General features: G+C 57.7%; 12 protein-coding genes. 8 read left to right on the forward strand and 4 right to left on the reverse strand.

What is annotated here, in order from left to right; all coding sequences use genetic code 11:
• Positions 1-70: 70 nt before the first annotated feature.
• The 3 genes from Q1B15_RS21930 (at position 71) to Q1B15_RS21940 (ending at position 4039) form a co-directional block, all read left to right on the forward strand.
• Positions 71-2176: a TRAP transporter fused permease subunit gene (locus Q1B15_RS21930; RefSeq protein ID WP_299758062.1), complete on the forward strand. Its 2106-nt coding sequence runs from the start codon at positions 71-73 to the stop codon at positions 2174-2176.
• A gap of 91 nt (positions 2177-2267) precedes the next feature.
• Complete coding sequence (locus Q1B15_RS21935) at positions 2268-2723, forward strand: DUF1178 family protein (RefSeq protein ID WP_299758064.1); 456 nt, start codon at positions 2268-2270, stop codon at positions 2721-2723.
• A 77-nt stretch (positions 2724-2800) separates the two neighbouring features.
• Positions 2801-4039 carry an aspartate kinase gene (locus tag Q1B15_RS21940; RefSeq protein WP_299758066.1) on the forward strand — a complete coding sequence of 413 codons (1239 nt, stop codon included), beginning with the start codon at positions 2801-2803 and terminating at the stop codon, positions 4037-4039.
• Between the two features lie 2 nt (positions 4040-4041).
• Here Q1B15_RS21940 and betA read toward each other — a convergent pair whose 3' ends face one another.
• Complete coding sequence (gene betA, locus Q1B15_RS21945; RefSeq protein ID WP_299758068.1) at positions 4042-5694, reverse strand: choline dehydrogenase; 1653 nt, start codon at positions 5692-5694, stop codon at positions 4042-4044.
• A 3-nt stretch (positions 5695-5697) separates the two neighbouring features.
• Positions 5698-6273, reverse strand: a complete 576-nt coding sequence (gene betI / locus Q1B15_RS21950; protein ID WP_299758070.1) for a transcriptional regulator BetI — start codon at positions 6271-6273, stop codon at positions 5698-5700.
• 84 nt (positions 6274-6357) lie between these two features.
• Here betI and choX point away from each other — a divergent pair, with 84 nt between their 5' ends.
• Positions 6358-7281 (forward strand): choline ABC transporter substrate-binding protein, encoded by a 924-nt coding sequence (choX, locus tag Q1B15_RS21955; RefSeq protein ID WP_299758073.1) that lies wholly within the window; start codon positions 6358-6360, stop codon positions 7279-7281.
• Here the strand turns inward: choX and Q1B15_RS21960 are convergent.
• Complete coding sequence (locus Q1B15_RS21960) at positions 7278-7916, reverse strand: glutathione S-transferase N-terminal domain-containing protein (protein WP_299758075.1); 639 nt, start codon at positions 7914-7916, stop codon at positions 7278-7280. The two genes, choX and Q1B15_RS21960, sit on opposite strands and share 4 nt — an antisense overlap.
• 74 nt (positions 7917-7990) lie before the next feature.
• On the opposite strand from Q1B15_RS21960, the gene choW reads away from it, so the two are divergent.
• The 3 genes from choW to ptsP all read left to right on the forward strand — a co-directional run bounded on the left by choW (position 7991) and on the right by ptsP (position 12186).
• Positions 7991-8824, forward strand: a complete 834-nt coding sequence (gene choW / locus Q1B15_RS21965) for a choline ABC transporter permease subunit (RefSeq protein ID WP_299758077.1) — start codon at positions 7991-7993, stop codon at positions 8822-8824.
• Positions 8821-9852 carry a choline ABC transporter ATP-binding protein gene (choV, locus tag Q1B15_RS21970; RefSeq protein ID WP_299758079.1) on the forward strand — a complete coding sequence of 344 codons (1032 nt, stop codon included), beginning with the start codon at positions 8821-8823 and terminating at the stop codon, positions 9850-9852. Before choW ends, choV begins: the two co-directional genes overlap by 4 nt.
• 78 nt (positions 9853-9930) lie before the next feature.
• Positions 9931-12186 (forward strand): phosphoenolpyruvate--protein phosphotransferase, encoded by a 2256-nt coding sequence (ptsP, locus tag Q1B15_RS21975; protein WP_299758081.1) that lies wholly within the window; start codon positions 9931-9933, stop codon positions 12184-12186.
• 3 nt (positions 12187-12189) lie between these two features.
• Here ptsP and Q1B15_RS21980 read toward each other — a convergent pair whose 3' ends face one another.
• Positions 12190-13557 (reverse strand): MATE family efflux transporter, encoded by a 1368-nt coding sequence (locus tag Q1B15_RS21980; protein ID WP_299758083.1) that lies wholly within the window; start codon positions 13555-13557, stop codon positions 12190-12192.
• Positions 13558-13672: 115 nt separating this feature from the next.
• On the opposite strand from Q1B15_RS21980, the gene Q1B15_RS21985 reads away from it, so the two are divergent.
• A partial coding sequence (locus Q1B15_RS21985; RefSeq protein WP_299758085.1) for a thiamine pyrophosphate-binding protein occupies positions 13673-14641 on the forward strand: 969 nt, incomplete at its 3' end.

The following is a 14641-nucleotide window of genomic DNA, read 5'->3' on the forward strand; positions in this document are numbered from 1 at the left end:
GCGGGCGACTTACCGGGACCTTTGCCCCCGACCCCCTAGTGTATTTTGCCAAAGAAGACGGGGCCACGAGATGAGCAAAGACGTCGAAGTCCAACCACCGAGTTTACGTGAGTTCGACGGCTGGGCCATGTGGGCGCTTCACGGGTTGTGCCTATTTATCGCCGTTGGCCACATCTACGTCGCCTTTGACCCCTTCATTTCTGAATTCCAGCGCAACGCCTACCATTTCGCGGGATTTGCGTTTCTGGCCGCGGTCTACAATCCGATGTTTCGGGGACAGACACGCAGTCCTGGCTTGTTTGCATTCGATCTGACATTTGGTGTCGCCGTCGCGGCCGCTGCTATTTATATTCCCTATGCCGAAACGCCGATTTACGACCGCGGCGTGAACCTAATCGCCTTAGACTGGATCGCGATTGGCTTGTGTATCCTCGGTGGCCTCGAGCTTACCCGACGACTGACAGGCTGGGTCATCCCGATCCTGATCATCACGGCGCTGACCTATATTGGGTTTTGGGGCCAATACATCGGTGGCGTGTTCAGCTTTCCGGGCCTGTCATGGGAGACCATTGCGTTTCGCTCTCTATTTGGCGACGACGCAATGTTTGGCACGATTGCGCGAATTTCTTCAACCTATGTCTTCCTGTTCATTATTTTCGGCGCATTCCTACTGCGCTCTGGCGCGGGAGAATTTGTTATCAGCATCGCCCAGGCCGTTGCTGGCCGCATGGCTGGCGGGCCTGGCATCGTCGCTGTTATTGCAAGTGGGCTTACCGGCACAATCTCAGGCTCAGCGGTTGCCAACACAGCATCGACAGGCGTGATCACTATTCCGCTGATGAAACGCGCCGGGTTCCGACCGGCTTTTGCTGGTGGGGTTGAGGCTGCCGCCTCGACCGGAGGGCAATTGATGCCACCCATCATGGGGGCGGGCGCCTTCGTAATGGCTAGTTTTACGCAGATTTCTTACGAAAAGATCGTCGCCGCCGCCGCCTTGCCGGCCCTGCTTTACTTCTTGTCCGTCGCATTTTTTGTGCGAATCGAAGCCAAGCGCCTGGACCTGAAGCCCATGGACAGCGGCGGCGAAACCTTCGGCTCGGCGTTCCGAAAGGGCGGCGCCAGTTTCGTGATCCCGATTGCCGCGCTGATCACAATGCTGGTCATGGGCTTTACGCCAGCTTATGCGGCCGTCTTTGGCATCCTGGCAGTGATCGCGTCAAGCTGGCTCACGCAAAACCCCATGGGACCGCGCGCGGTGGTGGAAGCCCTCGTCATGGGGACCAAAGGGATGATCATGACGGCGGTCTTGTTGTGCTCCGTCGGCTTGGTTGTAAACGTGATATCAACCGCAGGGATCGGCAACACTTTCAGCCTGATGATCGCCGGATGGGCGGGAGGAAACTTGTTGATCGCCCTCACACTGATCGCCATCGCCAGTCTTGTTCTTGGGATGGGTCTGCCGGTGACGGCCGCTTATATTGTGATCGCCACGCTTTCGGCGCCGGCAATTGCTGGCATGATTTCCGACCGCGTGGTGATCGACATCCTAGCCGCAGGGGCTTTGAACGACGGCGCGAAGGCTGTGTTGATGCTGGGGGCGCCCGAGACGATGGCCCTGTTATCGGGGCCCATACCGATAGAACAGGCCACTGAGATTATCCGTGCGCTTCCTTTGGAAGTCGCGGCCCCCCTTCGCGATCTGATCGTGCCGCCCGAAGCGACGGTGGCTGCCATCTTGTCGGCGCATATGATCATCTTCTGGCTTAGTCAGGACAGCAACGTGACGCCGCCTGTGGCCCTTGCCTCGTTTACGGCAGCAGCGATTGCCAAGGCCCCGGCCATGCAGACAGGCATCGAAAGCTGGAAGCTGGCCAAGGGTCTCTACATTGTCCCGCTTCTTATGGCCTATACACCTTTTTTATCGGGCGATTGGGGCGTGGCTCTGGTGATTTTTGGCTTCGCCGTCTTCGGTATCTACGGACTTGCGGGTGCATTGCAGGGCTGTCTTGAGAGGCGCTTGAACTGGCCCATGCGTGGGTTTGCGGCCATCGCAGGGGCGGCATGCCTATGGCCGGGTATTTTGTTTGTGAACATTGCGGGAGTGGCTGCTGTTCTTGGCTTGCTTACGCTAAGCATGCGGGTCGGTCACGCGTCACCGCCTGTAAGAACAACCTAGGACAGCGCGTGTCATACAGGGAATTGAATTGAATTTTCAGCCGCGTTGACCTAAGCCCGGTCAACGCCCTTATCGTGAGCAGACTGATCATATGATCCGATACACGTTGAAATGCGAAAACGACCATCCGTTTGAAAGCTGGTTTCAGTCGGCGGATGCCTATCAAAGCCTTGCGTCCGCAGGCATGCTCGAATGTCCGGGCTGTGGATCATCCACCGTCGAAAAGATGCTCATGGCACCGGGCGTTTCAACATCGCGAAATAAGTCCGCAGACCCTATTGAGACCCCAAACCCAGGCGCGCAACCCGTGCTTTCGGCACCCGATCCCAAAATGGCCGAGGCAATGAGCAAACTTCGCAAACATGTCGAAGAAAATTCGGACTACGTGGGCCAGAATTTTGCGAAAGAAGCGACCGCTATGCACCTCGGGGACACACCCGCGCGGTCGATCTACGGTGAGGTTGCGCCAGCAGACGCCAAGCGTCTGGCGGAAGACGGAGTCCCTGCGCTGCCCCTGCCCTTCATTCCAAAGGCAAAAACGAACTAGTCGTTCGGGCGGCCTCTTGTCGTGAGCGTGACTATCCCTTAACAGGCGCGTCGAAGACAAAGGACATTGGCACTCTCATGCCTACACTTGTGATGAAATTCGGCGGCACATCGGTCGCCTCGCTTGACCGCATTCGCCGCTCTGCAAAGCGTGTCGGTCGCGAGGTCGCAAACGGCTATGATGTGATCGTGATTGTTTCGGCAATGTCGGGCAAAACGAACGAACTTGTCGGCTGGGTCGAAGAGACGTCGCCGCTGTTTGACGCACGCGAGTATGATGCCGTTGTAAGCTCGGGCGAGCAGGTCACAGCAGGGCTCATGGCCTTAACACTTCAGGAAATGGACGTTCCCGCGCGATCCTGGGCCGGCTGGCAAGTGCCGTTGAAGACCAACTCTGCGCATGCGGCCGCACGCATCGAAGAGATCCCAACCGAAAACATAAACGCGAAGTTCGCGGAAGGTATGAAAGTCGCTGTGGTCGCCGGTTTTCAGGGGATAAGCCCCGAAGGTCGGATCACAACGCTTGGGCGTGGTGGATCGGACACGACGGCGGTCGCGTTCGCGGCCTCGTTTGGGGCCGAGCGCTGTGATATCTATACGGATGTCGATGGCGTCTACACGACCGATCCACGGATCACTTCAAAGGCGCGCAAACTTGACAAGATCGCCTTTGAAGAAATGCTGGAGCTGGCGTCCCTTGGCGCAAAGGTCCTGCAAACCCGGTCTGTAGAACTCGCCATGCGATACAAAGTGCGCCTGCGCGTGCTCTCAAGCTTTGAAGACAATGACGACAACGCGGGCACGCTTGTGTGCTCGGAGGAGGACATTATGGAAAGCAATGTGGTTGCCGGAGTCGCCTTCAGCCGCGACGAAGCCAAGATGACGCTTCTCAGTGTTGCTGACCGCCCCGGCATTGCTGCGGCGATCTTTGGCCCCCTCGCCGAGGCGTCAGTGAACGTCGATATGATCGTGCAGAACATCTCGGAGGATGGCCGCACGGATATGACGTTCTCACTGCCGGTCAACCAGATCGTCCGCGCTGAAAAAGCCATGGATGAAGCCCAGGCGTCCGGTGAGATTAACTTTACACAGCTTGTTACCGATTCAGATGTTGCAAAAGTTTCGGTTGTTGGCATTGGCATGCGCAGCCATGCCGGTGTGGCCAGCCAGATGTTCAAGGCCCTACGCGACGAGGGCATCAACATCAAAGTTATCACCACCTCCGAGATCAAGATCTCGGTGCTGATTGATCGCAAGTACATGGAACTCGCGGTACAGGCACTTCACGACACTTTTGGGCTCGAAAAAGTGGCCTAACGCTAACGCTGCTCGGACTGCCATTCTGGGTGGACCCACGGGTCGCGTTCGTCGCGGGGCAAGGTCTTGCCAAGAATGTGGTCACTGGCCTTTTCGCCGACCATGATCGACGGTGCGTTAAGATTGCCATTGGTGATCTGGGGAAAGATCGAACTGTCCGCAACGCGCAAGCCCTCAACGCCAATCACCCGGCATTCTGGATCGACAACAGCGCCGGGATCACTGGCGCTGCCCATTCGGCAGGTCCCACAGGGGTGATAGGCGCTTTCGGCGTGTTCGCGGATAAAGGCATCAATGTCATCATCGCTGACGGCGGCGTCTCCGGGCAAAATCTCGTGCTTTACGAACGGCTTGAACGCGTCCTGTTGGAAAATCTCACGCGTCAGGCGGATTGCACGGCGAAATTCGATCCAATCCTGTTCGGTCGACATGTAGTTGAACAAAATTTTCGGAGCGGTTTTCGGATCAGCTGACGCAAGCGTCACAGCCCCGCGAGACGGGCTTCGCATCGGCCCCACATGCGCCTGAAACCCATGCCCCTCGGCCACAGCCTTACCGTCATAGCGCACCGCCATTGGCAGAAAGTGGAACTGAATATCAGGATACTCGATCCCAGCCCGCGAGCGGATAAACCCACAACTTTCAAAGTTATTGGAGGCCCCCAAACCGGTCTTGCTCAAAAGCCACTGCGCGCCAAGCAGCCCTTTCCAGAACAAGTTCCAATACCGATACAGCGTGATCGGCTGGCTTGACGCCATCTGAAAATAGACCTCAAGATGGTCCTGCAAATTTTGACCAACACCGGGCCGATCCGCAACAGCATCTATGCCGTGTTCAGCCAGATGTTCCGCCGGGCCGATGCCAGACAACATCAACAACTTCGGTGAGTTAATCGCCGAGGCGGCAAGAATAACCTCGCGGCCCGCCCGGATGGTCTCGACCTTCCCGCCCCGCTCAACCTCGACGCCGACAGCGCGGCCATCCTCAATCATCACACGCAGAACAAGTCCGTGGATCAGACTGCAGTTCTCGCGCTTGAGGGCCGGTCGCAAATAAGCATTCGCCGCAGACCATCGCCGCCCCTTCCAGACGGTTTGCTCAAAGGGACCAAAGCCCTCTTGCTGCTTGCCGTTATAGTCATCGGTTGTTTCATACCCCGCCTGACGCCCTGCTTCGACAAAGGCGTGGTACAGCGGGTTTTTTCGAGGCCCGCGAGACACATGAAGCGGGCCGTCGGTTCCGCGCCAAGTCGGATCACCACCGGATTGTGAATGCCAATTCTCAAGACGAAGATAGTAAGGAAGGACATCAGAATAGCTCCACCCCGTGGCCCCCATTTGAGCCCAACTGTCAAAGTCGCGCGCATGACCTCGGACGTAGACCATTCCGTTGATCGAGGATGAACCGCCAATCACCTTGCCGCGCGGGACAACCAAACTGCGATTGTCCAAATGTGGCTCCGGGACGCTGTGATATCCCCAATCGTAACGCGACATGTTCATTGGGTAGCTCAATGCGGCGGGCATCTGAATGAAGGGACCTGCGTCAGTTCCGCCGTATTCGACTACAAGTACCGAATGGCCCGCCTCCGACAAACGATAGGCCAAAGCGCAACCAGCAGACCCGGCCCCAACAATTACGTAATCGGCCTGCATTGCTCAGCCTTTAATTTCGCTGTCGACAAAATTCATGACATGACAGATCGCTGCCGCGCCATCCGGTCTGTCCCTGGCAAGACCCTGATGAAGATAGAGACCGTCAATCAATGCCGCTGTCCGCGCGGCAAGCGCGTCGGCACGCTTGCCCACCAAAGGCCGTAAGGCATGGCAAAGGTTCGACCGCAGCCGCGCTGCATAAACGCGGTGAAGCCGCCGCGCGGGCTCGGACGACAACGCCAGAACGTAAAAATTCAGCCAAGCCGCCATGGTGTCCGGATGGAAATTCGACATGGCGAAACTGCTATTCACAATGGCTTCCACGCGCGCCATCGAAGTATCAGCTCCCGCAAGCCCTGCGCGAACCTCTCGCGCGTACTCGCGCATGACGTGGCGCATCGCGGCCAACAGGATGTCATCCTTGCCGCCAAAATAATGATGCGCCAATCCAGACGAGACGCCCGCACGCCGTGCAATTTGCCCTACCGTGACGCCCAAAGACCCTGCCACACCTATCTCTGCGATAGTTGCATCTATTAAAGCTGCGCGTCTTATCGGTTCCATTCCAAGCTTGGGCATGGTTTTCTCTTTCCTGGCACTCCAAAAATGGGGTATCTGGTTTTTGATTGACTAGTCAATCAACAAAAAACAGGGGGAATGCATATGCATCTGAAATCAACTCTATCCGCTCTCGCCATTCTTGCGGCCTCGCCCGCGCTGGCCGATTGTGATTCTGTCACTTTCTCAGACGTCGGCTGGACCGACATCACCGCAACAACTGCCGCGACGACTGTCGTGCTGGAAGCACTTGGTTACGAAACGGACATCAAAATACTGTCGGTTCCGGTGACCTATACATCTCTGGCTCAAGGCGACATCGACGTCTTCCTCGGCAATTGGATGCCAACGATGGAAGCCGACATTGCGCCTTATCGCGAGGCCGGATCTGTCGACACGATCCGCGCAAATCTTGATGGCGCCAAGTATACCTTGGCCGTGAACAAGGTTGCAGCAGAGCTCGGCATTACCAGCTTCGGCGCGATTGCCGCCCAGAAAGAAGCGCTTGAAGGCGAGATCTACGGCATCGAACCCGGCAATGATGGCAACCGTCTGATCCTGGAAATGATCGACCAGAACGCCTTCGGTCTTGATGGATTTGAAGTCGTTGAAAGCTCCGAGCAAGGCATGCTGGCGCAGGTCGCGCGTGCGGACCGTCGTGGGGAACCTGTTGTCTTCCTTGGCTGGGAGCCGCATCCGATGAATGCGAACTTCGATTTGACTTATCTTGAAGGTGGCGATGACTGGTTCGGCCCAAACCTCGGCGGCGCGTCCGTGTTCACCAACACATCCGCAGGGTACGCTGATGCCTGCCCGAACGTTGGTAAGCTGTTGCAAAACCTTGAGTTCTCGCTAGCGATGGAAAATGAGATCATGGGGGCAATCCTTGACGACGGCGCGGATCCTGCAGACGCTGCAGCCACATGGCTCACAGCCAACTCAGAGGTCCTTGATGGCTGGCTTGATGGCGTCACTGCCAAAGACGGCGGCGATGGCATGGCTGCAGTCAAAGGCGTTCTCGGCCTCTAAGGGACGGGAATATCGTTTACAAAGTGCGGAATTTGATATCCGCGCTGGACCGCCGGCCGCTCTGCGAGCCGGCGGTACCATTTCAGCACCTCTGGGTAATCGTGCAAATCGGTTTCGGGCCAGGCATAGCGCGAAACCCACGGCCAGATCGCCATATCAGCAATGGTGTAAACGCCACGCCCCGATCCGGCGACATAATCGCGCGACTTTAGCCGGTCGTTCAGCACCGCGTAGATGCGTGCGCCCTCGGCGCGGAACAAGGTCTCGGCGGGCTCGCCAATCGATTTTCCATACCGCACAAACTGATGAATGCGCCCCAGCGTCGGCCCCTGCGCGGACATCTGCCACATCAGCCACTCCAACACATTGCCCCGATCGTCGGGCGCGCCAAGGAAACGGCCTTCTTTCTCTGCCAGCCAAAGCATGATGGCGCCGCTTTCCATAACGGTCTGCCCCGTCTGGCGATCGCGGATGGCCGGGATCTTGCCATTTGGCGAAAGCGCGAGGAACTCAGGACTTTTCTGCTCGCCGTCCCCAAGATTAACGCCGTGAACTTCATAGTCGATGCCGAGTTCCTCGAGCAGAATTGAGACCTTGCGTCCGTTCGGTGTTGTCCACGTGAAGAAATCTATCATCGTGTCCCTGCCTTATCTTGTCTTTTCAATTGCCGTTGTCCGCGCCAAAGTAGTCATCGGAGGGACAGTGTCCAATGGAATGGTTAACAGAAAATAAGATACCAGTCGGAAAGGCTGCGGCGGCGGTCTTTGACTGGCTGCAAGCCAACGGTGCGGTGTTCTTCGACGCGTTGTCTGACATGCTGGAAGCGATGATCGACGGGATCCTTTGGGTCCTACAAACGCCGAACCCGTTTTTCATTATCCTCATATTCATGGCAATAACTTACGTCCTTCAAAAAAGCTGGAAACCCGCGCTGCTTACCTTGTTGGGGTTCATGTTCATCCTGAACCAAGGCTATTGGGAGGAAACCACCGAAAGCCTGACGCTTGTTTTGTCAGCCTGTGTCGTCTGCATGGGCGTCGGCGTGCCAATTGGCATCGCGATGGCCCACCGGCCCCGGCTTTACGGATGGGCCCGCCCGGTGCTGGATTTGATGCAGACGCTGCCAACATTCGTCTACCTGATTCCCGCGATTGTCTTTTTTGGCATCGGCATGGTGCCGGGCCTGATCGCTACGGTCATCTTCGTGCTTCCCGCCCCAATCCGGCTGACCCATCTTGGCGTTTCGACCACACCAGCGCCCCTGCTGGAGGCGGCACAAGCCTTTGGAGCGACGCCGCGCCAAACGCTTTGGAAGGTTGAGTTGCCCTACGCTTTCCCGCAGATCATGGCCGGATTAAACCAAACAATCATGCTTTCGTTGTCGATGGTGGTGATTGCGGCCCTGGTTGGCGCGGATGGTTTGGGTGTGCCTGTGGTGCGGGCGCTCAATCAGGTGAATACGTCGCTTGGCTTTGAAAGTGGCTTCATAATCGTGGTTGTCGCGATTGTTTTGGATCGCATGTTACGGGTAGAAAAATCATGAGCGCTGCAGGTACATTTGATAATGTTTCCATCGTCTTCGGCGGCGCACCTCAAGCTGCTCTGCCGCTTATGGATCAAGGCTTGGAACGTGCTGAGATCCAGACCCGCACCTCGCAGGTCCTTGGTGTTCATGACTGCTCGCTGCAGGTCGAACCGGGTGAAATCCTTGTGCTGATGGGGCTGTCTGGCTCAGGGAAATCCACACTTCTGCGAGCAGTGAACGGTCTCAATCCAGTGTGTCGGGGACGGGTTCTGGTGGCCGACGGAACCGAGCAAGTGGACGTCACAAATGCGGATGCAAAGACGCTTCGTCACATGCGCCTTAACAAAATCGCCATGGTGTTTCAGCAGTTTGGTCTGCTTCCTTGGCGCACCGTGCGCGACAATGTGGGGCTTGGGCTTGAGTTTGGTGGTATGCCCCCGAAGGCCCGGCGAGAAAAAGTAGATCAACAGCTCGAGCTGGTGGGTCTGTCGGATTGGGCGGAGCGTAAAGTCGGTGATCTGTCCGGCGGGATGCAACAACGCGTCGGCCTTGCCCGTGCCTTCGTGACGGATGCCCCTATCCTTCTGATGGACGAGCCGTTTTCAGCGCTTGATCCGTTGATCCGCACACGCCTTCAAGACGAGTTGTTGGAGCTTCAGGAGCGGTTAAACCGCACAATCATCTTCGTAAGCCACGACCTTGATGAGGCGTTCAAACTCGGCGATCGCATTGCTATTATGGAAGGTGGTCGCATCGTGCAGTGGGGGACGCCACGCGAGATTTATTCGAACCCATCGAATGATTACGTGGCGGACTTCGTGGCACACATGAACCCTCTCGGCGTTTTGTGTGCCCGCGATGTCATGGAGCCTATAACGAACGACGCAACCGGGACGATCCCCGCCGAGGGCGAGATTGCCGACGTGATCAGATCGGTTCTCGATGGTGGTGCGCCGGTCGCGGTGGTCGACAATCAAGCCTCTATTGGTCAGGTCTCGCGAAGTTCGGTTTTGCGCCGCATCCTTGGCGAGAACGACGGGCATTAGACGTTTCGCTTTCGCAGCAGGTGTGGTGTAGTTGTTAAGTCGCGCGCAGAAGCCGCGCCTTTGTAACAAGCGGGATGAATGGCCGATCCGACCGAAAGCGAAAGCCGGAAACTGCTGGGCAGGCTGCGTGAGGCCTTGGCCGAGGACAGCGCGGGTCAGGCGCGGCTGGACCGGATTACGCATCTGATCGGCTCGTCGATGCGCACTGAAGTTTGCTCAATCTATCTGTTTCGCGACGAAGAAACCCTTGAGCTTTGTGCCACCGAGGGCCTGAACCCCGATGCCGTCCACAAGACGCGGATGCGCCTTGGCGAGGGGCTTGTCGGACGCGTGGCGCGCAAGGGCAAAGTCGTAAACACGGCCGATGCGCCGTCAACGCGTGGTTTCCGGTTCATGCCAGAAACGGGTGAGGAAGTGTACTCGTCCTTCTGCGGCGTTCCCATTCAAAGGCTTGGAGAACGCTTGGGCGTTCTGGTGGTTCAGTCGAAAGAGGCCCGTGTCTTCTTCGAGGATGAAGTCTACGCGCTGGAAGTCGTCGCCATGGTCCTGGCCGAGATGACCGAACTTGGCGCGTTTGTCGGCGAAGGCGAAGCCCTTCGCGCGCGCCACACCCTCCCTGCGATGTTCCACGGCGGCGTCGGCCAGGAGGGCGTCGCAGAGGGATACGTCTGGCTGCATGAACCGCGTGTCGTCGTTTCAAACCCGATCGCCGATGACCCGGTCGCCGAAACCAAACGCCTACGCGAAGCGGTCGATAAATTGCGTATTTCAGTCGACGACATGCTGAGTTCTGTCAGTGACGAGACAGCCGACAAAGATCAGCGCGAGGTTATGGAAGCCTATAGGATGTTTGCCAATTCGCGCAGTTGGCTGCGTCGGATGGAGGAAGACATTGCTGCCGGACTTTCAGCTGAAGCCTCTGTTGAGAAAGAACAATCTTCCGCGCGCACGCGGATGTCGCAAGTGCCGGATGCGTACCTTCGCGAACGACTGCACGACCTTGATGACCTCTCCAACAGGCTTTTGCGCACCCTGACGGGGCAAGGCAAAGACACCGGCGCCGAGCTTCCCGATGCCGCCATTCTTGTGGCCCGCAACATTGGGCCGGCCGAGCTTTTGGACTATGGTCGCGACCGCCTTAAAGGCATTGTGCTTGAGCAAGGGTCGGTTGGCAGCCATGCGGCCATTATTGCGCGCGCCTGGGCCATTCCTCTGATCATCCACGCTGAGAAAATCACCACCGAAGCGCTGAACGGCGATCTCGTCATGATCGATGGCGATCAAGGGTTTGTGCACCTGCGCCCTGACGACACCGTGGTGAATGCATTCCGCGACAAGATCGCGATGCAGGCGAAGGCTCAGGAACGGTATTCCGGGCTTAGAAACCTGCCTGCGCAAACAAAATGCGGCTCAGTCATTGGGCTGCATATGAACGCGGGCCTTATCGCCGACCTGCCGTCTCTGGACAGCTCGGGCGCCGAGGGCGTCGGGCTTTTCCGAACGGAATTGCAGTTTCTGATCCGCTCGAAAGTCCCAAGGCGCGGTGAATTGGCAGCCATTTACTCGCGGGTCTTGGACGCCGCGAATGGCAAGCGCGTGATCTTCCGAACGCTTGATATCGGATCGGACAAAGTGCTGCCCTATATGAAGCGCGAGGACGAGCCGAACCCGGCGCTTGGCTGGCGGGCCATCCGGGTCGGGCTGGACAAACCGGGCGTCATGCGGATGCAACTGCAAGCGTTGATCCGGGCGGCTAACGGGCGACCGTTGACGGTTATGTTCCCGTTTGTTGCTCAATTTGACGAGTTCAAGCAGGCGCGTGAGCATGTTTTCAACGAGCTGGCACGAGAGAAAAAGCTTGGGCATGTCCTGCCTGAAAAGGTTGAAGTCGGCGCCATGCTTGAGACGCCCAGCCTTGCGTTCGCACCAAAGCAATTCTTTGAAATGGCTGACTTCATTTCTATCGGCGGCAATGATCTGAAGCAGTTTTTCTTTGCTGCGGACCGTGAAAACGAGCGGGTTCGACGGCGATATGACACGCTCAATGTCAGCTACCTGACGTTTATCGAGCAAATCGTTGAGCGCTGCGCGGAAACCAACACACCTGTCAGCTTTTGCGGCGAAGACGCGGGCCGCCCCATTGAGGCGTTGTGCTTTGCCGCGATGGGCTTGCGGACCCTTTCGATGCGCCCGGCCTCAATCGGCCCGGTAAAGCACCTGCTGCGGCGGGTCGATCTGCGCTCGGCAAAAGCCATGATCGACGCGGCGCGCGTATCAGGTGTGCAATCGGTACGCGGCGACGTGATGGAATGGCTACGCACTGACGTCGACTAGGCCTCAGACGCGGGCGTGACGGCTCCAGAAGCGCGCCTGAAGCAAGATGCCCGCAACAGCCAGGCCAACTGACAGTCCAAGCCAGATACCGACGCCATCAAGGCCGAAAGTGAACCCCAAAAGGTAGCTTGTTGGCACACCGACCACCCAATAGCTGAAGGCCGCCATGATCATCGGAACTTTGGTATCCTGCACGCCGCGCAGCATCCCAAGAGCCATCACCTGCCCTGCGTCCACGGCCTGAAACAGCGCAGCCAGCGCCAACAAAACGGCGCCCGCCGCAAGGATTTCGAGGCGATCCGGATCGTTCGGGTCGATAAACGCGCCGATTAGAGGTTCAGGAAAAACAAGGAAAACGAATATCGTAACACAGACCGCAATCGCCGACAGGACCAGCGCGGCCTGACAAGCCAGCCGCAGCATGACCGCGTCCGAGCGCCCCCATGCCCGCCCTGCGCGCACCGTGATAGCCTGACTGAGGCCGAGGTGGATCATGAAGGTAATCGAGGCTATCTGAAGCGCGATACCGTGGGCCGCCAGAGCGATCGTGCCGACCCACCCCATCATAACAGAAGCGATAGCGAACAGCCCCACTTCGGACAAAAGCGTGATGCCAATGGGCCAGCCAAGGTGGAACACCCGCGACATCGCCTCCCAATCGGGGCGTTGGAAATTCTGGAAAAGCGTATGTTGCGGCGTCTTTACAAGCGCATAGACGACAAGGATCACAACGCTCAAGATGTGGCCGATGACAGAAGCGATGGCTGCGCCAACGACGCCAAGTTCGGGCGCACCCCAGTTCCCAAAGATCAACGCATAGTTTATCGCAATGTTCAGAACGAGCGTAGCCAAGGTGGCCAAAAGCACGATGCGCGTCAGTTCAAGCGCCGACAGATAACTGCGCATGACCATGACAATCAGCGCGGGAAGGATGCCGAAACCCGCGTAGGCCATGTAGAGGCCGCCCAATTCACTCACATCCGGCGCCTGCCCGATGGCGAGAAAAAACGCCTCGAAAAACAAAAAGAGAGGGATCACCGCAATGCCGAAGGCAATAGACAGCCAAAGCCCCATGCGTGTTACACGGCGGACTTGTCTGTCATCTTCCGTACCGGCCGCTCGGGCAACCAATGGCATGACTCCGATAGCGAATCCTGCGCCAACGAGAAAAATCGTGAAATAGATCGGGCTCGCCAAAGAAACAGCGGCAAGCGCCACGACGTCATACCAGCCAAGCATCAGCACATCGGTCGTCTGGATCGCGACCTGCGCCAACTGGCTTGCGACCAGCGGCATGCCAAGCGTCCACAAAGCGCGTGCTTGTCCCCCAAACGTGGGGTTTGGAGTGGCCATTTTGGATGTATCCGACATGCACCCCGCATACTCTTTGACCGCGCGGCGGGCAATTTCATTCTTTTCGCCGATATTCGGGTGTTTTTCGGGAATCGCGCGGGCATAGTGGCACAAACAAATAAACGGCGGGTAAATGACAGATCACATTTCCAAACCGAGTGGCCGGCACGGCGGATCGGTGCTTATCGAGGCCTTGACGCAGCAGGGTGTTGAGCGCGTTTTTTGCGTGCCGGGCGAAAGTTTTCTGGCAGCGTTGGACGGGTTGTACGACAGCGAGATTGACGTGGTCGTGAACCGGCAAGAAGGCGGCTCGGCGATGATGGCAGAGGCCGACGGAAAATTGACCGGCAGGCCGGGTGTGGCCTTTGTCACAAGGGGTCCGGGGGCCACCAACGCGGCAGCGGGGGTGCATATTGCGTTCCAAGACTCGACGCCGATGGTATTGTTTGTCGGCCAAGTCGCGAGCGATCAGCGCGACCGCGAGGCATTTCAGGAGGTCGACTATCGGGCGATGTTTGGACCCTTGGCCAAATGGGTTGCCGAGATCGATCGCACAGACCGCATCCCCGAATATGTCAGCCGTGCATTTCATACCGCGATGTCAGGGCGGCCCGGTCCGGTGGTTCTCGCTTTGCCGGAAGACGTGCTTTCGGCCCCCTGCGCGGCGGACGTTTTGCCAAAAGCAGAAGCCGTCGGACAGGGCGCGTCAACTGCCGATATCCATCGTATTATCAGAGATTTGCAGGGCTCCTCTAAACCATTTCTTATTGTCGGCGGAGGCGGTTGGGACGCGGAGGCTCGTGTGGCCTTGGGGAACTTTGCCGAGGCGATGCAGGTGCCTGTCGGGACGTCTTTTCGCTGTCAGGACTACATCGACAACCGCCATCCGAACTATGCCGGAGACGTTGGTATTGCCATAAGTCCGACCCTTGCGGCGCGTATTCGTGCGGCGGACCAACTGGTTGTGCTGGGCGCGCGGCTTGGGGAGATGACGACAGGCGGATACACTTTGATTGATGCGCCGATGCCGACACAGAGGCTGACGCATGTGCATAGCGACTCAGATGAGTTGGGGCGGGTCTATTGGCCGGCGCATGCTATT

Source organism: uncultured Boseongicola sp. (assembly GCF_937988555.1).
In the GTDB taxonomy this organism is placed as follows: domain Bacteria; phylum Pseudomonadota; class Alphaproteobacteria; order Rhodobacterales; family Rhodobacteraceae; genus Boseongicola.

What these genes read in the sequence shown, in the direction of transcription:
- Q1B15_RS21930 (WP_299758062.1), top strand. Translation starts at nt 71, where the DNA reads ATGAGCAAAGACGTCGAAGTCCAACCACCGAGTTTACGTGAGTTCGAC.
- Q1B15_RS21935 (WP_299758064.1), top strand. Translation starts at nt 2,268, where the DNA reads ATGATCCGATACACGTTGAAATGCGAAAACGACCATCCGTTTGAAAGC.
- Q1B15_RS21940 (WP_299758066.1), top strand. Translation starts at nt 2,801, where the DNA reads ATGCCTACACTTGTGATGAAATTCGGCGGCACATCGGTCGCCTCGCTT.
- betA (WP_299758068.1), bottom strand. Translation starts at nt 5,694, where the DNA reads ATGCAGGCCGATTACGTAATTGTTGGGGCCGGGTCTGCTGGTTGCGCT.
- betI (WP_299758070.1), bottom strand. Translation starts at nt 6,273, where the DNA reads ATGCCCAAGCTTGGAATGGAACCGATAAGACGCGCAGCTTTAATAGAT.
- choX (WP_299758073.1), top strand. Translation starts at nt 6,358, where the DNA reads ATGCATCTGAAATCAACTCTATCCGCTCTCGCCATTCTTGCGGCCTCG.
- Q1B15_RS21960 (WP_299758075.1), bottom strand. Translation starts at nt 7,916, where the DNA reads ATGATAGATTTCTTCACGTGGACAACACCGAACGGACGCAAGGTCTCA.
- choW (WP_299758077.1), top strand. Translation starts at nt 7,991, where the DNA reads ATGGAATGGTTAACAGAAAATAAGATACCAGTCGGAAAGGCTGCGGCG.
- choV (WP_299758079.1), top strand. Translation starts at nt 8,821, where the DNA reads ATGAGCGCTGCAGGTACATTTGATAATGTTTCCATCGTCTTCGGCGGC.
- ptsP (WP_299758081.1), top strand. Translation starts at nt 9,931, where the DNA reads ATGGCCGATCCGACCGAAAGCGAAAGCCGGAAACTGCTGGGCAGGCTG.
- Q1B15_RS21980 (WP_299758083.1), bottom strand. Translation starts at nt 13,557, where the DNA reads ATGTCGGATACATCCAAAATGGCCACTCCAAACCCCACGTTTGGGGGA.